The 22,566-nt window shown below is 68.2% G+C and carries 21 protein-coding genes; 13 read left to right on the top strand and 8 right to left on the bottom strand.

What is annotated here, in order from left to right; all coding sequences use genetic code 11:
• The first annotated feature begins 2 nt into the window (after window positions 1-2).
• Window positions 3-2,393, top strand: a complete 2,391-nt coding sequence (locus AC1DY5_RS00580; protein WP_478107321.1) for a DUF1631 family protein — start codon at window positions 3-5, stop codon at window positions 2,391-2,393.
• A gap of 13 nt (window positions 2,394-2,406) precedes the next feature.
• On the opposite strand, the gene AC1DY5_RS00575 is transcribed toward AC1DY5_RS00580, so the two are convergent.
• The 3 genes from AC1DY5_RS00575 to AC1DY5_RS00565 all read right to left on the bottom strand — a co-directional run bounded on the left by AC1DY5_RS00575 (window position 2,407) and on the right by AC1DY5_RS00565 (window position 5,356).
• On the bottom strand, window positions 2,407-2,922 hold the full coding sequence (locus AC1DY5_RS00575) for a Smg family protein (protein ID WP_478107319.1): 516 nt from the start codon (window positions 2,920-2,922) through the stop codon (window positions 2,407-2,409).
• Between the two features lie 67 nt (window positions 2,923-2,989).
• Entirely contained in the window at window positions 2,990-4,117 is a 1,128-nt protein-coding gene (gene dprA / locus AC1DY5_RS00570; RefSeq protein ID WP_478107317.1) for a DNA-processing protein DprA, read from the bottom strand.
• 18 nt (window positions 4,118-4,135) lie between these two features.
• Entirely contained in the window at window positions 4,136-5,356 is a 1,221-nt protein-coding gene (locus AC1DY5_RS00565; RefSeq protein ID WP_478107315.1) for a LysM peptidoglycan-binding domain-containing protein, read from the bottom strand.
• A gap of 161 nt (window positions 5,357-5,517) precedes the next feature.
• On the opposite strand from AC1DY5_RS00565, the gene def reads away from it, so the two are divergent.
• The 5 genes from def to AC1DY5_RS00540 are packed head-to-tail and all read left to right on the top strand — an operon-like array spanning window position 5,518 to window position 8,587.
• Entirely contained in the window at window positions 5,518-6,051 is a 534-nt protein-coding gene (gene def / locus AC1DY5_RS00560; protein WP_478107313.1) for a peptide deformylase, read from the top strand.
• Window positions 6,048-6,542 carry a hypothetical protein gene (locus AC1DY5_RS00555; protein ID WP_478107311.1) on the top strand — a complete coding sequence of 165 codons (495 nt, stop codon included), beginning with the start codon at window positions 6,048-6,050 and terminating at the stop codon, window positions 6,540-6,542. Before def ends, AC1DY5_RS00555 begins: the two co-directional genes overlap by 4 nt.
• Window positions 6,539-7,492, top strand: a complete 954-nt coding sequence (fmt, locus tag AC1DY5_RS00550; protein WP_478107309.1) for a methionyl-tRNA formyltransferase — start codon at window positions 6,539-6,541, stop codon at window positions 7,490-7,492. The genes AC1DY5_RS00555 and fmt overlap by 4 nt, the downstream gene beginning before the upstream one ends.
• A 10-nt stretch (window positions 7,493-7,502) precedes the next feature.
• Window positions 7,503-8,243, top strand: a complete 741-nt coding sequence (locus AC1DY5_RS00545; protein WP_478107307.1) for an AzlC family ABC transporter permease — start codon at window positions 7,503-7,505, stop codon at window positions 8,241-8,243.
• A complete protein-coding gene (locus tag AC1DY5_RS00540; RefSeq protein WP_478107305.1) occupies window positions 8,240-8,587 on the top strand; it encodes an AzlD domain-containing protein in 348 nt (115 codons plus the stop codon). The genes AC1DY5_RS00545 and AC1DY5_RS00540 overlap by 4 nt, the downstream gene beginning before the upstream one ends.
• Window positions 8,588-8,591: 4 nt before the next feature.
• Here AC1DY5_RS00540 and AC1DY5_RS00535 read toward each other — a convergent pair whose 3' ends face one another.
• From AC1DY5_RS00535 to AC1DY5_RS00525, 3 genes are read right to left on the bottom strand one after another with little or no spacing between them, the layout of a single operon-like run.
• Window positions 8,592-10,235 (bottom strand): FAD-dependent oxidoreductase, encoded by a 1,644-nt coding sequence (locus tag AC1DY5_RS00535; protein WP_478107303.1) that lies wholly within the window; start codon window positions 10,233-10,235, stop codon window positions 8,592-8,594.
• Between the two features lie 8 nt (window positions 10,236-10,243).
• Complete coding sequence (locus AC1DY5_RS00530; protein WP_478107301.1) at window positions 10,244-11,365, bottom strand: alpha/beta fold hydrolase; 1,122 nt, start codon at window positions 11,363-11,365, stop codon at window positions 10,244-10,246.
• Complete coding sequence (locus AC1DY5_RS00525; RefSeq protein WP_478107299.1) at window positions 11,358-11,912, bottom strand: VOC family protein; 555 nt, start codon at window positions 11,910-11,912, stop codon at window positions 11,358-11,360. Before AC1DY5_RS00525 ends, AC1DY5_RS00530 begins: the two co-directional genes overlap by 8 nt.
• Before the next feature lie 92 nt (window positions 11,913-12,004).
• Here AC1DY5_RS00525 and AC1DY5_RS00520 point away from each other — a divergent pair, with 92 nt between their 5' ends.
• From AC1DY5_RS00520 to AC1DY5_RS00490, 7 genes are all read left to right on the top strand, one after another.
• On the top strand, window positions 12,005-12,916 hold the full coding sequence (locus AC1DY5_RS00520; RefSeq protein ID WP_478107297.1) for a LysR family transcriptional regulator: 912 nt from the start codon (window positions 12,005-12,007) through the stop codon (window positions 12,914-12,916).
• A 58-nt stretch (window positions 12,917-12,974) separates the two neighbouring features.
• Window positions 12,975-14,168: a phosphoglycerate kinase gene (locus AC1DY5_RS00515; RefSeq protein WP_478107295.1), complete on the top strand. Its 1,194-nt coding sequence runs from the start codon at window positions 12,975-12,977 to the stop codon at window positions 14,166-14,168.
• Window positions 14,169-14,334: 166 nt separating this feature from the next.
• Entirely contained in the window at window positions 14,335-15,783 is a 1,449-nt protein-coding gene (gene pyk / locus AC1DY5_RS00510; RefSeq protein ID WP_478107293.1) for a pyruvate kinase, read from the top strand.
• Between the two features lie 106 nt (window positions 15,784-15,889).
• Window positions 15,890-16,954, top strand: coding sequence for a class II fructose-bisphosphate aldolase (gene fba, locus AC1DY5_RS00505; RefSeq protein WP_478107291.1), 1,065 nt, complete (start codon window positions 15,890-15,892; stop codon window positions 16,952-16,954).
• A 106-nt stretch (window positions 16,955-17,060) separates the two neighbouring features.
• Window positions 17,061-17,966, top strand: a complete 906-nt coding sequence (locus AC1DY5_RS00500) for a phosphoribosylaminoimidazolesuccinocarboxamide synthase (protein WP_478107290.1) — start codon at window positions 17,061-17,063, stop codon at window positions 17,964-17,966.
• A 120-nt stretch (window positions 17,967-18,086) separates the two neighbouring features.
• Window positions 18,087-18,755, top strand: a complete 669-nt coding sequence (locus AC1DY5_RS00495) for a helix-turn-helix transcriptional regulator (RefSeq protein ID WP_478107288.1) — start codon at window positions 18,087-18,089, stop codon at window positions 18,753-18,755.
• A gap of 52 nt (window positions 18,756-18,807) precedes the next feature.
• Entirely contained in the window at window positions 18,808-19,452 is a 645-nt protein-coding gene (locus tag AC1DY5_RS00490; protein WP_478107286.1) for a Crp/Fnr family transcriptional regulator, read from the top strand.
• A gap of 10 nt (window positions 19,453-19,462) precedes the next feature.
• On the opposite strand, the gene AC1DY5_RS00485 is transcribed toward AC1DY5_RS00490, so the two are convergent.
• Both AC1DY5_RS00485 and AC1DY5_RS00480 read right to left on the bottom strand, forming a co-directional pair.
• On the bottom strand, window positions 19,463-21,400 hold the full coding sequence (locus AC1DY5_RS00485) for a S8/S53 family peptidase (protein WP_478107284.1): 1,938 nt from the start codon (window positions 21,398-21,400) through the stop codon (window positions 19,463-19,465).
• A gap of 12 nt (window positions 21,401-21,412) precedes the next feature.
• Window positions 21,413-22,555 carry a phosphatase PAP2 family protein gene (locus AC1DY5_RS00480; protein ID WP_478107282.1) on the bottom strand — a complete coding sequence of 381 codons (1,143 nt, stop codon included), beginning with the start codon at window positions 22,553-22,555 and terminating at the stop codon, window positions 21,413-21,415.
• Window positions 22,556-22,566: the final 11 nt, after the last annotated feature.

The raw sequence follows: 22,566 nt of genomic DNA, 5'->3' as shown, positions 1-22,566 counted from the left end.
CCATGACCCCGCGGTCCCATGCAGCTTCCCTCCAACTCTCCCGTGAGACACGCGAGCGTTTCGTCTCCGCCACCGAGCCGCTGATCGCGCCGATCGGCCAGGCGGTCCGCGATCGCCTGACTGCCCTGGCCGCGCAGGTCGGAAACTCGCGCGAGATGCAGGAGAACCGCGACGGATTCCTGGCCTTCGAGGCCCAGGGCGCCAACTGGGTGTCGCAGTCGCGGGCGGCCTGGCGCAAGGCGCTGGCCGGCAGCACGGCCGAGGGGCCGAGCTCCAATTCCTTGGCGAGCCTCGAGCTGATCGGCGACGAAGTGGTCGAGACCAGCATCCTGTCGTCGCGGCTCGCGCAGGCGATCCAGGACAAGGCCAACTTCGAGCTGAATGACTTGCGGCTGCGCATCCAGCACCTCGAAGGAACTCAAGAGCTGAGCGCCAAGGACATTCTCAAGCCCGAGGCGCTGGCCAAGGTCCTGGTCGACCAGTGGCTGGCCACGGGCCTGAGCCGCAGCCTCTGGACCAGGGTGCAGGACCAGGTCCAGCAGCACATGGTCGAGCCCGTGGTCAAGGCCTACAAGGACGCCAACGCTTTCCTGGTCGCCAAGGACGTGATGCCCGAGATCGACCTCAAGAGTTTCGTCCGGCGCACCGGTTCGGTCAGTTCCGGCAACGCGGCACTGGGCGGCAGCTTCGCGGGAGGCAGCGCCCCAATGGGCATCGCCGGCCAGCCCCAGATGGTGCCGGGCGGCTTCGGTGTGCCCGCCGGGAGCTTCGCGCCCGCCGCCATCGGCGTCGGGCGTGGCACGGCCGGTCCCGGCCAGGCGGGCGGCGACACCCTGGTCGCCACCGGCGGCTCGCCGCTGCTGATGGCGCGCCAGCGGGCCCAGGGCGTGCTGCTCAATCTCAAGCGTTTCGTCACCGCGCGCATCGGCGGCGACATCACCCAGCCGCGCGGCCAGGCCGGCAGCCAGATGGTGGGTGGGATGGGCGGCGGCATGGTTGCCGGCGGCGCTTCGCCCGCCTTCGTCGCGGCCATTGCCGACGCCGAGGCGGCCTACCAGGTCGCGGCCTCGCGGTACGTGGTCGGCGAGGAGGCCACGGCGATCCACCATGCCTCGGCCGAACTTCGGCGCCGCTCCAGCGAACTCAAGAAGAAGGCGCCCACCACCGCTGACAAGGCGACGGTCGAGATCGTGGCGCTGATGTTCCAGGCCATCCTGGCCGAGGAGCGGATTCCGTTCTCGGCCCGGGTCTGGTTCGCGCGGCTGCAGATGCCGGTGCTGCGCGTGGCCATCGCCGAGCCGGAGTTCTTCGGCACCCTGCAGCATCCGGCGCGCATGCTGATCGACCGCATGGGCTCCTGCGTGATGGGCTTCGACGCCGCTGCGATCTCGGGCAGCGCGCTCGAAGGCGAGATCCGCCGCGTGGTCCAGGTGATCGAGCAATACCCCGAAACCGGCCAGCGCGTGTTCAAGCTGGTGTTCGACGAATTCGTCGTCTTCCTCAACAAGTACCTGACGCAGAGCGACACCACCCAGCGGGTGATGAGCGTCGCGCAGCAGGTCGAGCAGAAGGAGACGATGGCGATCCAGTACACCATCGAGTTGCGCAAGATGCTCAACGACATGCCGGTGCGCGAGGAGATCCGCGAGTTCCTGTTCAAGGTCTGGGCCGAGGTGCTTGCCATTGCCGCCCTTCGCTATGGCGCGCAGGACGAACAGACCGTGACCCTGAAACGGGTCGCCTCCGATCTCGTGTGGGCGGCCAGTGCCAAGCCCAACCGCAACGACCGGACCCGTGTCATCCAGGATTTGCCGAAGCTGCTGCAGCGGCTGCGTCAGGGCATGACGCTGCTGGCCATCGTGGGCGACCCTCAGGAAGTGCACATCAAGACCATCGGCGCGACCCTGTCCGATGCCTTCCTGTCGAAGACCGAGGCAATCCCGCCGGCCAAGATCGAGGCCATGGCGAAGCGCCTGGCCAACCTCGAGGACTTCGTTTCCGACGAGGGCATGACCGAACTGCCGCTCGACGCGGGAAGCATCGAACTGCTGCTCGGAGTCGATGCCGCTTCGATCGAAGTGGTGCCCGACACCGGCACCAAGGTCAGCGAGGACATGCTGGCCTGGGCCCACGAACTGCAGGTCGGGACCTGGTTCATGCTCGACCACAACGACCGGGTCAACCAGGTCCAGTTCGTCTGGCGCAGCGACCGCAAACAGCTGCATCTGTTCGCGTCGAGCGACGGCCGCAGCTTCCTGATCCAGGTCGGGCGCCTAGCCTCCTACCTGCAGGCCGGCCTGCTGGTGCCGGCCGAAGAGGAAACCCTGACCGTGCGGGCGACGCGCGAGGCGCTGGCCAAGCTGGACGCCAATCCCGAAAGATTGTTGAACTAGCGGCTAGTTGGAGCTAGTGCGCGACGCGATCTGTCGCGTCGTCGCAGAGCTCGTCGAGCACCAGCGCGTCGGGCTCGACGCCGGTGCTCCAATGCACCATCAGCACGATGATCTTAAGCTCGTCGAGCGCCAGCGGCTCGCCCGGGGTGGCCATGGCACGCTCGATCACGATCTCGCGCATGCCGGCCGGCAGCACGCCGGCGGACTCGAGGAAACTGATGAAGCCCAGGCATTCGGCGCCGATATGCTCCTGCTCGGCGGTCGAGTAGACGCGCATGGCATCGGCCGACTGGGGAATCGCGGCATCGGCCGCCGTGCCCGGCAAGACGGTGGCGCTGAGGCCGTCGGCGTGGCGGTCGAGCTGGACGCCTCGCGTCGCCAGGCTCAGACCGTCGAGCCAGTGCAGCGCCTCGCGGATCTCGTCTGCATCGAAGCCCTGCGCGCTGAGCTTGCGCCCCAACTGCTCGGGTTCGGGRCAGGCGTCGCCGCGCCAGTAGTTTTCGTAGACATACACGAGCACTTCGAACATGGGTTCAATATAGCCCACCCGAAGCGCCGCTCGACGAAAGTTGCGTCGACGCGACGCAGCCTGTGGCTCAACCGAGCCCAATGCGCTGGAACAGGCCGCCGGGCAGGCGGGCGATGCGGCCCGCCAGTTCGAGTTCGAGCAGTTGGGCCTGCAGCATCRCCGGGTTGAAACCGGTGCGGGCGCACAGGGCGTCGAGGCTGACGGGATCGAATCCGAGCTCGCGCAGCAGCGCCGTTTCGGTCGCCTCGTCCAGCGCTTCGGGCATGGACGGCCGAGGCGCATCGGCCAGGCGCAGTTCCTCCAGCACGTCGCCGACCGATTCGACCAGCTTGGCGCCCTGCCGGATCAGCGCGTGGCAGCCGCGCGATTGCGGCGAATGGATCGAGCCCGGGATCGCGAACACCTCCCGGCCCTGCTCGACCGCGAGTCGGGCCGTGATCAGCGAACCGGAGCGCAGCGCGGCCTCGACCACCAGCGTGCCGCGCGTGAGTCCCGCGATGATGCGATTGCGCTTCGGGAAGTTCTGGTTCAGGGGCGGCGTGCCCAGGGGGTACTCGCTGACGACCAGGCCCCGGGCGGCGATCCGGTGCGCCAGCGCGCGATGCCGGGCCGGAAAGACGCGATCGAGCCCGGTTCCGACCACCGCCACCGTGGCCAGCCGCTCGGGTCCGCCGGCCTCGAGCGCGCCCTCGTGGGCTGCGCCGTCGATGCCGAGCGCCAGGCCCGAGACCACGGGGATCCCGGCTTCGCCGAATGCCCGCGCGAACGCCCGCGCATTCCCGGCGCCTTGCGCCGTCGGATTGCGGCTGCCGACCATCGCGATGCTGCAATCCAGCTGCGCGAGCTCGAAGGCGGGTGCACCGAGAAGATAGAGCATCAGCGGCGGATCGGCGGTCTCGAGCAGCGAGGCCGGGTAGCCCGGGTCGCCGAGCGTCAGGATGCGGCGCGTGGCGCCCTCGGCGTCGGTGCCGCGCAGCCAATCGAGGGTGCGCTCGAGCAACGCGGCCAGCTCGACCGGCTCGTGCTGCAGCGCCTCGGCCTGCGCGCTGCCGGCGACCTGCAGCAGGGCTTCATGCGACTGGGCGAAGATGCCGGCCGGCAGGCCGAAGGCCGCGAGCAGCGTGCGGGCGACGACGTTCCCGATGCCTGGCGTCAGCGAGAGGCGAAGCCAGCTCGCAAGTTCGTCGCGTTCCACGCCAAGATGGTGCTCACATCAGGGGTTGACCAGCAAGTCGCCAATCCGCGGGGTATCGTTGATCTCGAGCACCAGCGCATAGGACGCCTTCTCGAAGGGGCGGAACACCATCAGCAGGCCGATTCGTTCGTTCGGCAGCTTGAGCACTTCCTTGCCGGTGTAATTGGGGGTGGCGGCGCGGTCGACGATGGTGTCGCCGTTCTTCAGGATGGCCAGCACGTGGCCGGCCTCGATGCCGTCGCGCGTCCCCTTGTTGATCACCACCACCTGGTTCTGGGCCGCGAACTGCACGGCGTTGCCGTAGACCGAGACGATGCGTCCGTTGACGATCTGTTCGGGCGCCCGCGGTGCGTAGCTCAGCAACTGGCGCTGGGGCTCGGGCAGCAGGCGGTCGCCGGCGCGCATTTCCTCGCGCGCCGCCACGATGTCGATGGTGGCCGGGACCACGTTCGCGACCTCCTTGCCGTCGACCAGTTGGCTGGCGATGTTTTGGCTGCGCTTGAGTTGGGCCTTGCCGAGGTAGGCCGCTTCGTAGCCGAGGAGTTCGCCGCTGGCGGGGTCGAACAGCGGTGTCGCATTGCGGAAGATGCGGAAGGTCTTGATCGGGCCGGCGGTCTCGATCAGCGGGGAGTTCGCGTCACCCAGCGCGTAGGCGCGGTCGCCGCGGGCCAGCAGCACGCGGCTGTCGTTGCCAGCCACGATGTGGGGCGCGGTCAGGAGCGTGTCCTCGTCGACGATGATCGGCTCGCTCAGGAAGGGTTCGATCAGGCTCGGGTTGAGGGTCGGCAGCGCCATCCCCGACATCGACTCGTAGCGGGTGCGTGGCGACAGCTTGACCGTGCCATCGGCGGCGCCGCCGCGGCGCGTGCTGAGGCGGGCGCGGCCGCCGCTCTTTTCGAGGAAGAGCACCTGGCCCGGGTAGATCCGGTGCGGGTTCGAGATTTCGCCGAGGTTCATGCCCCAGAGCTCGGGCCAGCGCCACGGGCTGCGCAGGTAGAGCCGGGAAATCGCCCACAGCGTGTCGCCGGGCTTGACCGTGTATTCGTCGGGCGCGTTCGGGGCCAGCTCGCCGATCGGGATGCCGGCCTGGGCCGTCTGCTGGGCCACGGCGCGCTGTTGTGGCGTGACCGGATAATTCTGCGCGAAAGCGGTCGCGGCACCGGCAACCCCCAGGGCGACAGTCGCCAGGGTGGTCAAGAGGCGGGGGCGCGAGCTTTCGCTGATTCGGAGTTTGGTCATGGTTTGATGGTGTGCACACACTACGCCACGCAGGATGTACGAATCCTCACAATTTGCTACGAATTTTGCGCTGAAGCCCTTGATAGGGCAACGTATTCGGGGAGTTCACCGGCAACGCGTCGCGGAAATGGCGAAAATAGCGACAACTTTTCCTCGCTTTCATGGCTAAAAGAAACATTTTGAGTTACCCGGACCCGCGCTTGCATACGGTGGCCAAGCCGGTGCAGGGTGTCGATGCGCGCATCAAGACGCTGGTCGCGGACATGCTCGAGACCATGTACGACGCCAACGGCATCGGCTTGGCCGCGACCCAGGTCGACGTCCACGAGCGCCTGGTCGTGATCGACATCTCCGAAGAACGCAACAAGCCGCTGGTGCTGATCAACCCCGAGATCGTCTGGGCCAGCGACGACAAGGTGCTCAACGAAGAGGGCTGCCTCTCGGTGCCGGGCATCTACGATGGCGTCGAGCGCTCCACTTCCGTGCGCGTGACCGCGCTCGATGCCGAGGGCGAACCGCAGGCGATCGAGGCCGAGGGCCTGCTGGCGGTCTGCATCCAGCACGAGCTCGACCATTTGCTGGGCAAGGTGTTCGTCGAATACCTGTCGCCGCTGAAGCGCAATCGGATCAAGAGCAAGCTGCTCAAGCAGCAGCGCGAAGAGCAGAAATCGGAACAGCGCGAAGGGCGGCGTTGACCACGCAGCGCCTGTGGCCCGTGGCGGTGGCGCTGGTCTTGGCGCTGTCCGGATGTGCGCTCGATCCGACGCGGCTGCCGATCGGCAGCACCCGGGCCGAAGCGCTGCAGAAACTCGGCAATCCGACCGCTACCTACGCCATGCCCGGCGGCGGCGAGCGGCTCCAGTATTCACGTGCGCCGTCAGGTATCACGGTCAACAACGTCGACCTCGACGCCAGCGGCCGGGTGGTCGTCATCCGCCAGGAACTCGAGGACGGCATGTTCGACAACACGATCCAGCCCGGCGTCTGGCGGGTCGATGACGTGTTGCGCAGCTACGGCCGGCCGTTCGAGATTTCGACGGTGCGCCCGTTCGACGGCGACGTCTGGGCCTGGCGCTACCAGTCGCTCAACAATCCGCGCATCCTCTATATCTACATCGACCTGGACGGCGTGGTCGAGCACTATCACACGGCCGACGACCTGCGTCGGCTCATGACCGACCAATGAAAGTCGCGTTTGCGGGCACGCCCGAATTCGCCCGGGTCGCGCTGGAGGCGATCGCGACGGCCGGGTTCGAGGTCGTCCTCGTACTGACCCAGCCCGACCGCCCGGCCGGCCGGGGCATGAAGCTGCAGGCCTCGCCGGTGAAGCAACTCGCGCTGAACCGCGGCTGGCCGGTGGCGCAGCCGCGCAGCCTGCGCCTCGACGGCAAGTATCCGGACGACGCCAGCGCTGCGCGCGAGGCCATCGCCGCCGCGCAGCCCGACGTGATGGTGGTCGCGGCCTACGGCCTGATCCTGCCGCAATGGGTGCTGGATGCGCCGCGGCTCGGCTGCCTCAACATCCACGCCAGCCTGCTGCCGCGCTGGCGCGGCGCGGCGCCGATCCATCGCGCCATCGAGGCCGGCGACTCCCGAACCGGCGTCACGATTATGCAGATGGACGCTGGCCTCGACACCGGCGGCATGCTGATGCGCGAGTCGCTGGCCATCGGCGACGACACGACCGCGCGGCTGCACGACCGGCTGGCCGAGATGGGCGGGCGGCTGATCGTCGATGCATTGCGGCAGGCTGCTGCCGGCCCCCTGACGGCCGAGCCGCAGCCCGCCAAAGGCGTGACCTACGCGCACAAGGTCGAGAAGGCCGAGGCCTTGATCGACTGGTCGCTGGATGCCGCCACGATCATGCGCCGGGTGCGTGCCTTCGACCCGTTCCCGGGCGCCAGCAGCGTGCTCGACCGCGAGACGATCAAGTTCTGGGCCGCCGATGCCCAGCCGGGCGTGCCGGGCGAGGCGCCGGGGACGGTCCTGGCCGTCACGCCTTCAGGCATTGCGGTGGCGGCGAAGGATTCCGTCCTGCGGGTCACCGAACTGCAGCGTGCCGGCGGCAAGCGCCTGGCGGTCGCCGACTTCCTGCGCGGCTTCGACCTCAAGCCGGGCCAAGTGTTCGGCCGGTGAACCGCTCCTGATGTTCCTGTCCTCTGCGATCCGGCGCCAGCCGGAGTTCCGCCAGGGCGTGCGCGACATGTCTTCGGTCGCGGTCGGCATCGGCGCCTGGGGCCTCATGACCGGCGTGGCGATGCTCAAGTCGGGCATGAGCGTGTTCGAGTCGGTGGCAATGACGCTGCTGGTGTACGCCGGCAGCTCGCAGCTGGCAGCCATTCCTCTGCTGATCGCTGGCGCGCCGGCGTGGGTGGTCCTGGCCACGGGCTTCTGCGTCAACCTGCGCTTCGTGGTCTTCAGCCTGCACTTGCGGCCCTACCTGATGCACATGCCCCGCTGGCGCCGCATGACCCATGGCTACCTCACGGCCGACATGAGCTATGCGCTCTTCACCCGCAAGTACGCGCAGCCGCCGGTCACTCTGGCCGAGAAGCAGGCGCAGGAGGCCTATCTCACCGGCAACTATTGCGTGACCTGGTGCGCCTGGATGGGCATGAGCCTGCTCGGCATCGTGCTGGCCAACATGATTCCGCAAAGCTGGGGCCTGGGCTTCGCCGGCGTGCTGAGCCTGGTGGCGATCGTGTGTTCGATGGCGACCACCCGGCTGCGGCTGCTGGCGGTGCTGATCGCCTCGGCCACCGCGGTGGCAGCCTACGCCCTGCCGCTCAAGCTCAACATCGTGGTCGCCATTGGCGTCGCGGTGCTGGCCTGCTTCTCGCTCGAGAAGCAGTTCGGGCTCGATGTCGACGCGGAGGACGACAAGTGAGGGCATTGTTTGATGGGACGGATTTCTGGACCCTGGCGGTGATCCTTGGCCTGGCCGGCGTCACCGTGCTCACGCGCTGCTTCTTCTTTATTCTCGACCGGCCCTGGGGCCTGCCGGAGTGGGCCCACCGTGCACTGCACTACGCGCCCGCGGCCGCGCTGGCGGCGGTGATCGCGCCCGAGGTCGTCATGACGCAGGGTCACCTGGTCTCGACCTGGCAGGACGCCCGGCTCTACGGCGCCGCCGCCGGCGCCGTCTACTTCTTCTGGCGCCGCGGCGTGCTGGGGACGATGCTGGCGGGGATGGCGGTGTACCTGCCGCTGCACCTGGGCCTGGGCTGGTAGCCGTTCAATCCGGATGCGCCAGTGCGGTGTGGACCGCGGCCGAGATGGATGCCGGCGTCGGGTCGGTCAGCAGCGCGGCGCGATAGGCATCCGGGCGCACGATGCACAGGCTGCCGTCTGCCGGATCGCCGAGATGGCGCGCCAGCATCTCGGCGGGCTGCAGCGTGGGCAGCCCGCTGTCGCCGCCGACGGCCACGAGCCGCAGCGGGAGCGAAGCCGCGAGGTCGGCCACCGCCGCGGCTTCGGCGGGCGTCGGCGCGAACCAGAGGCCGAGGCATCGGGTGCCGTCGGCCAGCAGTTCCATGAGAGTGGTCGATGTTCCGTCGAGGTGGTGCAGCGGCAGGTTCTGCACGCTCCGCCCGCCCTCGGGCAGGTGGGTCGCCGCCGGATAGTCATTGGCCACCGACATGCGGCCCGTGTTGACGAGCGCGCGAGCGAAGGCATGGCGCGACGCCAGCGCCACCACCGCGCGCCGCAGCGTGTGCTCGGCCGGCGATCGCGGCGCCAGGAAGCGTGCCGAGCGGCTGGTGACGCGCCGATTCTCCACCGCAGCGGGACGCCGCTCGGCGTCGTAGGTGTCGAGCAGCGCGTCGCCGGCAAGGCCCTGCGCGACCAATGCCAGCTTCCAGCCGAGGTTGGCCGCGTCCTGGATCCCGCTGTTGCCGCCGCGCGCGCCGAAGGGGCTCACGACATGCGCCGAGTCGCCGATGAACACGATGCGGCCGTGCCGGAAGTTGTCGAGCAGGTGGTCGCGGTAGCCGTAGGGCCCGATCCACACGAACTCGAACTCCACCCCCGGCCCGAGCTGCTCGCGCAGGCGCGCACCGGCCACTTCGGGCTTGCTGATGTGGGCCGTGTCGCAATCCTCGGGCATCTGGTAGTCGATGCGCCAGACGCCGTCGCCCATCAGGTGCTGCCAGACGGCGCGGCCTTCGTTGAAAGGCGCGTCGACCCAGGTCCAGCGCTCGGTCGGCAGCGGCTTCTTGAAGCGCACGTCGCTGATGCACCAGCGGTCGGTGCTGCGCGACGGGTGCGCGTCGATGCCGAGCTGGGTGCGGATCGGGCTGTTGGCGCCGGTGGCATCGATCAGGTGGTCGGCTTCGATCGTGTAGCTGCCGGCGGGTGTCTCGACGTCGACGCGAACGCCGTCGGCGAGCGGCGTCACCTGCGTCGCGCGGTTCTTCCAGCGCAGGTCGGTCAGACCCAGTTCGATGATGCGGTCGACCAGGAACCACTCGACATAGAACTGCTGGAGGTTGATGAAGGGCGGCTGCACCGAGACGCTGTCTGTCTTCAGGTTGAAGTTATAGACCTCCTGCTCGTTCGAGAAGGTACGGCCGAAGGACCAGGTGATGCCTTTCTCCGCGATGCGCTCGTAGATGCCGAGGCGCGCGAAGATCTCGAGGCTCTTCTGGGCGTAGCAGATTCCGCGCGACGAGGCGCCGCGCACGCCGACCGTGTCGTCCTCGTCGAGCAGCACGGCGCGCACGCCGCGGCGCGCGAGGTCGCAGGCCAGCGTCAGCCCGGCCGGGCCGGCGCCGACGATCACGATCGGATGGCGCACGGTGGCGTCGCTGCCCAGTTCGGGCGGCGGCACGAAGGGCCAGCTCGGCAGTTCGTACGCGGGTGCGAAGTGGTACGTTTCCATCCCAGTGCTCACAGTGCGTGCGCCCATTCGGCGATCGCATCGGCGGCTTGCTCCACCAGCTCCGGCTGGCCCGCCAGGTAATGGTTGCCGCCGACGATGTCGACGTTGCGGATGCGCGCGCCGCCAGCCGCCAGCCACACATCGCGCGTGCTCGGGAAGGTCGATTGGTCGCCGGTGTAGGTCAAGAGCAGCTTGGGCACAGTCGTGCGCGCCAGATTCGTCGGCCCGTCGGCCTGCGAGCGCGAGGACCATTGCGACAGGAAGGCGGTCAGCGAGGTGGTGCGGCCCATCGCATTGGCCGAGTAGTTCACCTGCCGCGCATCGCCCCAGACGCTGCCGGGTGCGCGGTCGTTGGCATCGATCGACAGGTCCACGCAGCGCGGATCGGCGTGCGTGCGGTAGACGATGAAGGCCTGGTCGCGCGGGGCACCCGGCGTGCTGCGCAGCAGCCGGAGCCGGTCGAGCGCCCAGTGCTCGATGCGGTCGAGCCGCGCCTTCTGCGCTGCGCTGAAGCGGGCCAGGAACTCGGCGCCGTAGGGCAGCGCATGGCGGGGGTCATACATGTCTAGCTCGGGATCGACCGACAGCGGATCGTGCTCGTCGGTGACCGACGGGTCGATCCAGTCGCGCATGAGCTTCGAGCGACCCTGGTGTGCCGCACACAACGCAATGCTGTCGACTGGTGGCAGGTCGTCCGGGTGCAGGTGCGTCGGGTCGCCATCCGGGAAGTGGTGCGCCGTGAGCTGCTCGGCCTGCGCCTGGTAGAAGCTGGCCAGCGCGGCGCCGCCCGAGTTGCCGACCAGCAGCACCTTCTCGTAGCCGGCGGTGCGAAGGAACTGCACGCCGGCGCCCAGGTCCTGGATCGCGCGCTCCATCAGCAGCACCGTGTCGTTGCCCATGTAGCGCGAGTTCAACCCCATGCAGCAGATGCCGCGCGCGGCCAGCGGTGCGATCAGGTAGTGGCCCATGAAGTTGCTGGTTGGATGCATCAAGATGGCCGCGACCTTCTTCGGACCGGACGGCACCTGGTACGCACCGTAGATCCGCGGGCGCAGCATCTGCAGGCCCGACTGGCTCTCGAGCGAGGCCCCGGGCTTGACGTCGATGACGGCGAGTTGCAGCTCAGGCATGGGGAGCCTCTACGGCAGCGGCGGCGCGCAGGCCGGCCTTGCGCAGCGTCCAGGCGTCGAGGTCGGCGCGCGCATGCAGGGCATGGGCCTCCATCTCGGCCTGCGGCACGGTCGGCGTGGTCAGCTCGACGCGGATCCCGTTCGGATCGAAGAAGTAGATCGATTCGATGATGTGGTGGTCAGTCGGGCCCAGCACCTCGACCCCGGCCGCCTCGAGCCTGGCCTTGGCCGCCAGCAGGTCGGCCACCGAATCGACGCGCAGCGCGATGTGGTTGACCCAGGCCGGCGTGTTGGGGGACGGCAGCGCCGCGATGTCGTCGCCGAGGTCGAAGAAGGCGATGTACGCGCCGTCGCGCATCTGGAAGAAGATGTGGACGTAGGGACAGTACTCGCCGGTGCTCGGCACGTGGTCGCTCTTGATCACGTGCACCAGCGGCAGGCCCAGCAGGTCTTCATAGAAGCGGCGGGTCTCTTCGCTGTCGCGGCAGCGCCAGGCGAAGTGGTGCAGTCCGCGCACGGGCACGGGCGGTGGTGTTGGCGATGGCATGGCTGTCTCCTTCTGGGGGCTCGGGGCGGATTGGGCCGCGATTCTTCTTATGATTCAATCGAAATAAATTCATCGATTGATGAAGAATGACCATGAATCTGACCCTGCGCCAATTGCGCGCCTTCGCTGCCGTGGCCGAGACCGGCAGCTTTACCGCCGCGGCCGCGACCCTGCATCTGACCCAGTCGGCGCTCAGCGTGCTGGTGCGCGAGCTCGAGCGCGAGTTGGGCGTGCAGCTGTTCGACCGGCACACGCGGCGCGTGCTGCTGTCGGAGGCCGGGCGCGAGTTCCAGCCTTCGGTGCAGCGCCTGCTGGCCGACCTGGCCGGCGCGGTGGCCGGCGTCACCGACCTGCGCGACAAGAAGAAAGGCGTGCTGCGGCTGGCGGCGCCGCAGCTGATGGCCTGCACGCTGATGCCGCGCGTCATCGCCGCCTATCGCGAGGGGCACCCGGACATCGACGTGCGATTGGCCGACACGCTGCCCGAGCACCTGCTCGACGGCCTGCTATCGGGCGAGGTCGAGCTGGCGGTTGGCCAGGACGTGGCGGTGGATGCGGCGCTGGTCGAGCGCCGCACGCTGTTCCGCGACCGCCACTGGCTGATCTGCCCGCCCGGCCATCCGCTGTCGCGCCGGCGCAAGGTGCGCTGGAGCGAACTCGGCCCCTACACCTTCATCGCGCCGACGCGCGACTTCCGTCAGCGCGTGCTGCCCGAGCTGGCCGCCGATGCGCGCGCGCTGATGCTGCGCGCGACCACTCAGGAGGTCTCGTACATGACCACCGCGCTCGGCATGGTCGCCTCGGGACTCGGGCTGACGGTCTGCCCGACCTACTCGGTCTCGCTGGTGCGGGCCCATGGCCTGCAAATGGTTCGGCTCGACCAGCCGGACTTCCATCGCGAGGTCTGCGTCTACGGGGCGGCGAAGCGCTCGCTGTCGCCGGCGGCCGCAAGCTTCGTCGAGCGGCTCCAGCAGTTCGTGCAGCAGCCGGGCCTCACGGGCTGAAACCTACAATGGGCGCTGCCCGTCGCGGCGCCCCTTCTTCGTTATTTGATCGCCACCCATGAACGTCCTTCGATTCACTGACCTCTGTGCGCAAGGCAAAGTCGCCGGCCAGCGCGTTTTCATCCGAGCCGACCTCAACGTGCCGCAGGACGACAGCGGCGGCATCACCGAGGACACCCGCATCCGCGCCTCGGTGCCCTGCATTCGCGCGGCGCTCGACGCCGGCGCCGCGGTGATGGTGACCTCGCACCTTGGCCGCCCGACCGAGGGCCAGTTCAAGCCCGAGGACTCGCTGGCGCCGGTTGCGGCCCGCCTCGGCGAGCTGCTCGGCCGTGAAGTACCGCTGGTGCCCGACTGGGTCGACGGCGTGCAGGTCGCGCCGGGCCAAATCGTGCTGCTCGAGAACTGCCGCCTCAACAAGGGCGAGAAGAAGAACGACGAGGCGCTGGCGCGCAGGCTCGCCGCGCTGACTGACATCTACGTCAACGACGCCTTCGGCACCGCGCACCGCGCCGAAGCCACCACCTACGGCATCGCCCAGTTCGCCAAGGTCGCCTGCGCCGGCCCGCTGCTGGCGGCCGAGATCGACGCCATCACCAAGGCGCTGGCCCAGCCGCAGCGCCCGCTGGTGGCGATCGTCGCCGGCTCCAAGGTCAGCACCAAGCTGACCATCCTCGAGAGCCTGGCCGAGAAGGTCGACCAGCTGATCGTCGGCGGCGGCATCGCCAACACCTTCATGCTGGCCGCCGGCCTGAAGATCGGCAAGTCGCTGGCCGAGCCCGACCTGCTCGACCAAGCCAAGGCCGTGATCGACGCCATGCGCGCGCGCGGTGCAGCGGTGCCGATCCCGGTCGACGTGGTCACGGCCAAGGCCTTCGCGGCCGATGCGGCGGCGACCGTCAAGGATGCCAGCGACGTCGCCGACGACGACCTGATCCTCGACATCGGCCCGAAGACCGCCGAGCTGCTGGCCGCGCAACTGCGCGAAGCCGGCACGATCGTCTGGAACGGCCCGGTCGGCGTGTTCGAGTTCGATGCCTTCGCCAACGGCACCAAGACCATCGCCCACGCGATCGCCGACAGCAAGGCCTTCTCGATCGCCGGCGGCGGCGACACGCTGGCCGCGATCGCCAAGTACGGCATCGAGGACAAGGTCGGCTACATCTCGACTGGTGGCGGGGCCTTCCTCGAGATCCTCGAAGGCAAGACGCTGCCGGCCTTCGAGATCTTGGCAAAGCGCGCGGCCGGATGAGTCGCCCTCACGCTCCGTCACTTCGTGTACTCGCCGCCCCCCAAGGGGGCCGCAAGCCGCCTTGGGGCGGCCCGGCGCCGGCTTGATTGGCGGCACGGCGGTTCGCCCCCTTCCGAAGGCCACACAAAGTGTATACAGTACGGAATACAAACAGGAGACAGCAACGATGAGCACGCCCCGCCTGCCCCGCCACGCCACCAAGATCGTCGCCACCCTCGGCCCGGCCTCGAACACGCTCGAGTTGCTCGAGCAGATGATTCACTACAAGGTCAGCGTGGTGCGGCTCAATTTCAGCCACGGCACCGCGCAAGACCACATCAACCGGGCCGCGATGGTGCGCGAGGCGGCGCGCCGCAGCGGCCGCGAGGTGGCGATCATGGCCGACCTGCAGGGCCCGAAGATCCGGGTCGGCAAGTTCGCCGAGGGCAAGATCTGGCTCGAGCCCGGCGCCCGATTCGTGCTCGATGCCTCGCGCACCGAGCCCGGCGATGTCGACGCCGTGGGCCTCGACTACAAGGACCTGCCGCGCGACGTCAAGCCCGGCGACAGCCTGCTGCTGAACGACGGCCTGATCGTGCTGACGGTCGACGCCGTCAAGGGCGATGCGGTCCACACCACGGTGCGACTCGGCGGCGAGCTGTCCAACAACAAGGGCATCAACAAGCAGGGCGGCGGCCTGACCGCGCCGGCGCTGACCGCCAAGGACATGGAGGACATCAAGACCGCGATGAGCTTCCAGGCCGACTACGTGGCCGTGAGCTTCCCGAAGAACGCCACCGACATGGAGATGGCGCGCCAGTTGTGCAACGTGGCGGCGGCCGAATTCGGCCACAAGCCCGGGATGATCGCCAAGATCGAGCGCGCCGAGGCGATCCCGAAGCTCGAGGAGATCCTGCGCGCCAGCGACGGCATCATGGTGGCGCGCGGCGACCTCGCGGTCGAGGTCGGCAATGCCGCGGTGCCGGCGCTGCAGAAGAAGATGATCCGGATGGCGCGCGAGATGGACAAGGTGGTCATCACCGCGACCCAGATGATGGAGTCGATGATCACCAACCCGGTGCCGACGCGCGCCGAGGTCAGCGACGTCGCCAACGCGGTGCTCGACGGCACCGATGCCGTGATGCTCTCCGCCGAAACGGCCTCGGGCCGCTACCCGCTCGAGACCGTGCAGGAGATGAGCCGCATCTGCGAGGCCGCCGAGGCCGCGGAGGACCTACAACTCGACGCCGATTTCAGCGGCAAGAACTACGCCCGCATCGACCAGTCGATCGCGATGGGGGCGCTGTTCACCGCGCACCACCTGGGCGCCAAGGCGATCGTCGCGCTAACCGAGTCGGGCTCCACTCCGCTGTGGATGAGCCGCCACCGGGCCCACATCCCGATGTATGCCCTGACGTCACGCCTGTCGACCCAGCGCAAGATGGCGCTGTACCGCAACGTGCGGCCGCTGCTGATGGATTCGGAAAGCGACCGGGACACCGCGCTCGATCAGGCCGAGGCCCACCTCAAGAAGCGCGGCATCGTGCAGACCGGGGATGTCTACGCGATCACCTGCGGCGAACCCATGGGGGCGCCGGGCGGCACCAACATGCTGAAGATCTGCCGGGTCAGCTAGCCGCGCCCCAGCGACGCAAAGGCCATCGAATCTGTCCTACAGGGGCCCTCGGTAGAATCACGAGAGTTCTTTCGTCTTCATCCTTAGATTCCCGCGAGGTATTCCCATGGCACTCGTCTCGATGCGCGAACTGCTCGACCATGCCGCCGCCAATGGCTACGGCATCCCAGCTTTCAACGTCAACAACCTCGAACAGGTTCAGGCCGTGATGGAGGCTGCCAAGGAAGTCGGCGCGCCCGTCATCCTGCAGGCCAGCGCCGGCGCCCGCAAATACGCGGGCGAGGCCTTCATCAAGCACCTGATCCAGGCCGCCATCGAAGCCTATCCCACGGTGCCGCTGGTGATGCACCAGGACCACGGCCAGAGCCCCGATGTGTGCCGCGGCGCGATCGACCTCGGCTTCAGCTCGGTCATGATGGACGGCTCGCTCGAAGCCGACGGCAAGACCATCGCCAGCTACGACTACAACGTCGACGTCACCCGCAAGGTGGCCGACATGGCGCACAAGGTTGGCGTCACGGTCGAAGGCGAACTCGGCTGCCTGGGCTCGCTCGAGACCATGAAGGGCGACAAGGAAGATGGCCATGGCACCGATGCCACGATGACCCGCGAGCAGCTGCTGACCGATCCCGAGCAGGCCGCCGACTTCGTCAAGCGGACCCAGATCGACGCGCTGGCGATCGCCATCGGCACCAGCCACGGCGCTTACAAGTTCACCCGCAAGCCCACCGGCGACATCCTGGCGATCGACCGCATCAAGGAAATCCACCGCCGCATTCCCAATACCCACCTGGTGATGCACGGATCCTCGAGCGTGCCGCAGGACCTGCTAGCGATCATTCGCCAGTACGGCGGCAACATGAAGGAAACCTACGGCGTGCCGGTCGAGGAAATCCAGGACGCCATCAAGCACGGCGTGCGCAAGATCAACATCGACACCGACATCCGGCTCGCGATGACCGGCGCGGTGCGCAAGTTCCTGGCCGAGAACCCCGAGAAGTTCGATGCCCGCGAATGGCTCAAGCCGGCGCGCGAGGCGGCCCGGTTGATCTGCAAGCAGCGCTACATCGAGTTCGGCTGCGAAGGCCAGGGCCCGAAGATCAAGGGCGATAGCCTGCAGGTGGTCGCCGCCAAGTACGCCAAGGGCGAGCTCGCGCAAGAAGTCGTCTAAGACCTCCATTGCGCCTGAAAGCCACCTTCGCGGTGGCTTTTTTCTGCGCGGGCCACTCCGCGCGCACAATCTCCGGCGTCACTCGTCACGCTTCACTCATTTCGCCATGACCACCGTCCATACCTCTTCCATCAAGAGCCTTCCGCTGCTGGCGCGCGGCAAGGTGCGCGACAACTATGCCGTCGGCAACGACCGCATCCTGATGGTCGCGAGCGATCGCCTCTCGGCCTTCGATGTCATCATGGGCGAGCCGATTCCAGGCAAGGGCGTGATCCTCACGCGGATGGCGCTGTGGTGGTTCGACCGGCTCGGCCACCTGTGCCCGAACCACCTGACCGGCGAGGCGCCCGAGAACGTGGTCACCCCCGAGGAGGTGCGGCAGGTCGAGGGCCGCTCGATGCTGGTCAAGCGCCTGACGCCGATCCCGGTCGAGGCCGTGGTGCGCGGCTACCTGGCCGGCAGCGGCTGGAAGGAATACCAGGACAACCGCGCGGTCTGCGGCGTGCCGCTGCCCGAGGGCTTGACCAACGCGAGCAAGCTGCCGCGACCGATCTTCACGCCGGCGGCCAAGGCCGCGGCCGGCGCGCACGACGAGAACATCAGCTACGACAAGGTGGTCGAGGTGGTCGGCCCGACACTCGCGCAACAGATCCGCGAGACCAGCATCACGATCTACGAGACCGCCGCCGAGATCGCACTGGGCAAGGGAATGATCATCGCCGACACCAAGTTCGAGTTCGGTCTCGACGAAGCCGGCACGCTGGTGCTGATGGACGAAGTGCTGACGCCCGACAGCTCCCGCTACTGGCCGGTCGAAGGCTACGAGGCCGCGCTGGCCGCCGGCGCCAACCCGCCGAGCTACGACAAGCAGTTCGTGCGCGACTGGCTCGAGGCCACCAAGATCAACGGCAAGCCCTGGGACAAGACGCCGCCAGCGCCGCGGTTGCCGGCCGAGGTGATCGAAAAGACGGCGGCCAAGTACCGCGAGGCGCTGCAGCGGCTGACCGGCTGAGCGGGGTGGAGAGCCCAGCCGCGGAATGTAAATAAATCACAAACTGCGCGGCAATACTCACCGCACGACAGGGTCGCAGTCTTCCACACTCTTTTCATCCCCCCAGATGAGGAGAGCACCATGGAAACGGCAGCCGACTTTCAGATTTCCTACGTCGAGCGCTTCGGCCGAGACGTCACTGCAGCCCCGCCCGATGCCCTGCAGCCCGGGATGCTGGCCCGGGTGCTCGACGAGATCGACCATGGGCTGCTGCTGCTGGATCTGACCGGCCGCATCCTGCACGCGAACTTCCCGGCCCGGCGCGAACTGACCTCGGCGCACGCGCTGCGCAACGGCGACGGCATGCTGTGCGCCGGCAGTCCCGCATCCCAGGCGAAGATTCGCCAGGCCTTGAAGGACGCCGAGCGCGATTGCCGCAGCATCGTGGAACTCGAAGACGGCAGCGATGCGCTGTCGGTGGCCTTCATCCCGCTGGCGGCGGTGCACGGCAGCGAAACGGTCGACACGGTGCTGGTGATCTGCAGCCGCCGGCCGGGCTGCGAGATGCTGACCATGCAGATGTTCGCCCGCGCCCGGCACCTGACGCGAGCCGAGCAGAACGTGCTGGCCCGACTCTGCGCCGGCCATGGCGCCGAGGAGATTGCCTGCCTCGAAGGCATTCGGATGTCGACAGTGCGCACTCACATCAAGAACGTGCGGCAGAAGACAGGCAGCAGCAGCATCCGCGAGGTGGTGCATCGCGTCTCGCGCATGCCGCAGATCGTCTCTGCCTTGAGGCTCGTCGACTGAGCGCGGCCGGGGTCGTCCCGATAGGACAACGGACTGACCGTATATTCCATGGATGCCCTCAGCATCCGTTGCCGACTCCCCCGCGCTCCCGTCCGCACTTCTGCAACTGGTGCAGCGCGGGGTGCAGCGCCGCTACCGCACGCGGGCGCTGCTGATCGAGGAGGGAGAACAGGGCGGTTCGGTCTACATCGTGCTGTCGGGGCGGCTGCGGGCCTTCCTGTCTGATTCCCGCGGGCGTGAAATCACGCTGAGCCTGCACGGGCCCGGCGAGTACGTCGGCGAGATGTCGCTCGATGGCGGTCCACGCTCCGCCAGCGTGGAGGCGATCGAGCCCACCGTCTGCGCCGTGGTGACTCGCGAGACCCTGCTGCAGCACATTGCCGAGCATCCGGACTTCGCGCTGGCGCTGATCGTGCGGCTGATTCGCCGCGCCAGGCTGGCGACCGAAAGCGCCCGCAGCATGGCCCTGCTCGACGTCTATTCGCGCCTCAAGCGACTGCTCGAGGAGCGCTCGGCGCCGAATCCCGATGGCACGCGGCGAATCGCTGAGCGGCTGACGCACCAGGCCATCGCCAGCGAGATCGGCTGCTCGCGGGAAATGGTCAGTCGGCTGCTGAAGGACCTGGAGCAGGGAGGCTATGTGTCGGTCACGCAGCGCCAGCTGGCGCTGCTGCGGGAGCTGCCGGCGCGCTGGTAGGCGGCGGTTTTCAGCGGCGGCCTTTGCCGAATCGCGGCGTGAACCAAGGGGGAGGCGTCGGCGGCTGCGGCAGCGGCACCACCTCGCCACCCTGCGTGGCGGCCAGTTCCCTGACCAATTGCGGCGCGGCGATGCTGGTGCCTGAAAGCCGCAGGCTGACGCCGCTGCGATTGCCCCTGCCCAGCAAGCCCGGGAGCACCCGGCTTTCTTCGATCGGATAGGCCCAGTCCGGAGCGTTGCGCGGGGCCGATGGCCGGCATGGGCCGCCGCTGCTGTAAGGCGCCGGAAGGCCGTCACTGAGGCGATACCCGCTGACCACCACGCCCTCGGCCCCGGTTCCGATGCCGTTGAGGCTGCCGCGCGCGAACACTTCGGCCAGGCCCGTATGAGGTGCATCGGGATCCAGTTGCTCGCTCGGGATCGCCCCGCAGGGGTCGTCGCAGTGAGGGCTGCCGAGATGGCCGCTACGGCCGCGCAACGGCCTTCCCATGTTCGGGTCGCTGCGCGCCAGATAGATGTGCGCCCGGCCCTGGATGTCGACGCCGGCATGCTTCGCCAGCAGGGTCACGCACCAGCGTCCCGGCGTGGCCAGCCGGGACGGCGCCGCTGCCGCCGCGGAGTCGGTCGAGGCGCGGGCCGTCGGCGAAACGCTGATCGTGATCTGCAGCTGGGTCTGCATGAGCGGTGGCAGCGGCGACGGCAGCGGCGGCGCCGGGACCTCCGACGTCGTGATGCGAACGGTCGGTTCCGGCACGGCCCCGGCCGCGGGCGGCGCGCTGAGCAGCGCGAATTCCCCTGTGGGTGATTGCGCGCGGACGTCGACATGGTCCAGCGTGACCTGCGGTGGCAGCCAGATCTCGAGCTGTGCGTGCGTTTGCGAGTCGGCCGCCACGAACCAGTCGAAGGAACGCCCGGCGATATCGAGTCCGGCGAGGCTCACCTCGGCGTGGGAGCGCAGCAGATGGTTGTTGCCTGAGGGCAGAACGACCCGGAACACGTAGCCCTCCGCCGTCGCCGTCTCGGTCATCTGCCTGATCGCGCCTTCCATGAAGGAACTGCCATCGTGCGGGCCGGTTTGCGGCCCGTAGCTCAGGTTCACGAGCACCTTGCCGGCGGGAGGGCTGAAGCGCTCACGCGCGTAGGCGCGAATGGCTTGCAGGCCCTCGAGGCCGTATTGCTTCAGCCAGAGGCCCGACGGATCGTCGAGCGCCTCCGTCGGCAGCTGGACGAATGCGATGTCCGTCCTGCCGCTGAGCGACAGCTGCGTGCGGTCGGCGATCGGCCGCGCGCAGCCCGCCGCGTGACTCATGACCTGCGCGCCATGGCTCGTCATTCCGCGCAGGCTTGGCAGCCCGATGAGCGCATAGGCGCTGTCTTCGTCGATGCCCTGGCCGGTGCCCGCCTTGGCCAGGATGACGTCGAGCTGGCTCGTGTACTCGGCGCCGTAATTGAGCGGCGGCGCATCCCCCGGCACCGGCCCGGTACCCGGGGTGCCGCCCTGGTCCCAGATGTAGCGCACGCTCGCTGCCGCCCCGGGGCGGTAGGCCTGGTGCGCGAAGGGGCAGCCATCGTCGATGATCCCGATCACGGTGTCGGGGCCCTGCTGGGCAGGCGGCGGGATGGGCACTGCGACGTCGTTCGGCGTCGGCGCCGCCGGGGTCGCCAACTCGCAGTAGATCGCACCCTGGGCTTGCAGCTCGTACAGCCGGTCGTCGAGGCCGTTGATCGGAACCGTCACGGTCGCATAAGAATAGCCCTTGAAGATCTTGCTGCAGCGCATGGTGCGGCTGTTCAGATCCTCGATCTTCTCGAGCGTGAGCGGGTCTTCGAACTGCACCAGCAGCGTCGCGCGGGTGGACTTGCGCTGGTCGAACAGTCGAACGCCCGGCTGCATGGCCCAGGCCAGATAGGCGTCGATGCGCAGCCCCGATGAATGGACGAGTGCCATCGCGGATCCCGCCTAGGGCATGAGCGCCGCGCGCTCCGCCTCGCCGTACGCGTAGATCTGCCTGAGCACCGAGGACGGTTGCGGGGATGCAGCCACGTTCACCGGCAAGCCGATGTTGTCGCCGATGCCCGCGGTGCCGGTCGAGTCCATGAGCTGCGCAACCAGGTCCAGATCGAGGCTGCTGCCAAGGCTGTCCGGCGGCGCGAAGCTGCGCACGATCACCTGGCTCCGCTCGTTCAGCCGGCAGAGGATGTACTCGGCGATCGTGTGGCCGAGCATACGTCCGGCGACGCTGTCGGCCGGAAAATGAAGGCCCGCAACGACCCGGTTGGTGGCGATCCGTGCGGCCTGTCGATAGAGCTGCTCGGCCATCGAAGGCGCCCGGGTGTTCAGGTCCAGGATGCCGACGAGCAGGCGTGCCAGCATGAAGGCCTGGGTCGAATGGCCGCTCGGGAAGGCTCCGTGCCCCGGCGTCGTGAGCATCGGCTGCACCTGGTCCGAATACTGGAAGGGCCGCCAACAGGCAAGCTGGTGCTTGAACTGCATTTCCGTCAGCACGGTGAACTGGATTGCGTTCGCCAGCAACTCGGTGGTCCACCGATGGCGCTCGCCATGGAGTCCGGTGACCGAGGCCACGAAGGCGAACTGGTTGTCGATCTGCGACAGGATCTCGGGCGCGCGTTCGAGCCGCAGTTCGCCCCAGGCCTGCACGAGTCGGGTCTGGCGCTGGAAGAAGAGCGTGCTGGGGCGTGCCAACTCGAAGACGGTCACGTTGTCGGCCAGCATGGACAGCGAACACGCAGTGGGTGCGCCGGGCGGCGGAGGCGTTGGTATCGGCGTCGTGGGAAGGGATACGAAGCTGATCCCCTGGCTCAGTTCCCACTGAAGCAGGTGCGAACGCACCCAGGCTTCCCAGCGGGCCGCGCTGTCGGGCCAGTTGAAGCCCGGATCGACGCGCGTGAAGAGAGGCGCGTCCGGGTTGCCGATGCCATCCCGACTGGTCGTCAGGGCGGTGGTGACCAGCGGGTTGGCGAAGGCGTCGGCCAGCGCCGGGCCGCCCGCGGGGGCGCTGCCGCCGGAAAAGCCGCCGAAACCCCCGAAGCCCCCAAAGCCGCCGAAGCCCCCAAAGCCACCGAATCCGCCCAGCTGTGACATACGGTTCTCCT

The sequence above is a fragment of the Variovorax sp. P4_D9 genome (genome assembly GCF_056401695.1).
The sequence above is the reverse complement of the archived record's forward strand: the minus strand, read 5'-3'. Positions and strand labels throughout refer to the sequence as shown.

Coding starts and splice junctions, on each gene's coding strand:
- AC1DY5_RS00580 (WP_478107321.1), top strand. CDS start 3: ATGACCCCGCGGTCCCATGCAGCTTCCCTCCAACTCTCCCGTGAGACA.
- AC1DY5_RS00565 (WP_478107315.1), bottom strand. CDS start 5,356: ATGACCAAACTCCGAATCAGCGAAAGCTCGCGCCCCCGCCTCTTGACC.
- def (WP_478107313.1), top strand. CDS start 5,518: ATGGCTAAAAGAAACATTTTGAGTTACCCGGACCCGCGCTTGCATACG.
- fmt (WP_478107309.1), top strand. CDS start 6,539: ATGAAAGTCGCGTTTGCGGGCACGCCCGAATTCGCCCGGGTCGCGCTG.
- AC1DY5_RS00545 (WP_478107307.1), top strand. CDS start 7,503: ATGTTCCTGTCCTCTGCGATCCGGCGCCAGCCGGAGTTCCGCCAGGGC.
- AC1DY5_RS00535 (WP_478107303.1), bottom strand. CDS start 10,235: ATGGAAACGTACCACTTCGCACCCGCGTACGAACTGCCGAGCTGGCCC.
- AC1DY5_RS00530 (WP_478107301.1), bottom strand. CDS start 11,365: ATGCCTGAGCTGCAACTCGCCGTCATCGACGTCAAGCCCGGGGCCTCG.
- AC1DY5_RS00525 (WP_478107299.1), bottom strand. CDS start 11,912: ATGCCATCGCCAACACCACCGCCCGTGCCCGTGCGCGGACTGCACCAC.
- AC1DY5_RS00520 (WP_478107297.1), top strand. CDS start 12,005: ATGAATCTGACCCTGCGCCAATTGCGCGCCTTCGCTGCCGTGGCCGAG.
- AC1DY5_RS00515 (WP_478107295.1), top strand. CDS start 12,975: ATGAACGTCCTTCGATTCACTGACCTCTGTGCGCAAGGCAAAGTCGCC.
- pyk (WP_478107293.1), top strand. CDS start 14,335: ATGAGCACGCCCCGCCTGCCCCGCCACGCCACCAAGATCGTCGCCACC.
- fba (WP_478107291.1), top strand. CDS start 15,890: ATGGCACTCGTCTCGATGCGCGAACTGCTCGACCATGCCGCCGCCAAT.
- AC1DY5_RS00500 (WP_478107290.1), top strand. CDS start 17,061: ATGACCACCGTCCATACCTCTTCCATCAAGAGCCTTCCGCTGCTGGCG.
- AC1DY5_RS00495 (WP_478107288.1), top strand. CDS start 18,087: ATGGAAACGGCAGCCGACTTTCAGATTTCCTACGTCGAGCGCTTCGGC.
- AC1DY5_RS00490 (WP_478107286.1), top strand. CDS start 18,808: ATGCCCTCAGCATCCGTTGCCGACTCCCCCGCGCTCCCGTCCGCACTT.
- AC1DY5_RS00485 (WP_478107284.1), bottom strand. CDS start 21,400: ATGGCACTCGTCCATTCATCGGGGCTGCGCATCGACGCCTATCTGGCC.
- AC1DY5_RS00480 (WP_478107282.1), bottom strand. CDS start 22,555: ATGTCACAGCTGGGCGGATTCGGTGGCTTTGGGGGCTTCGGCGGCTTT.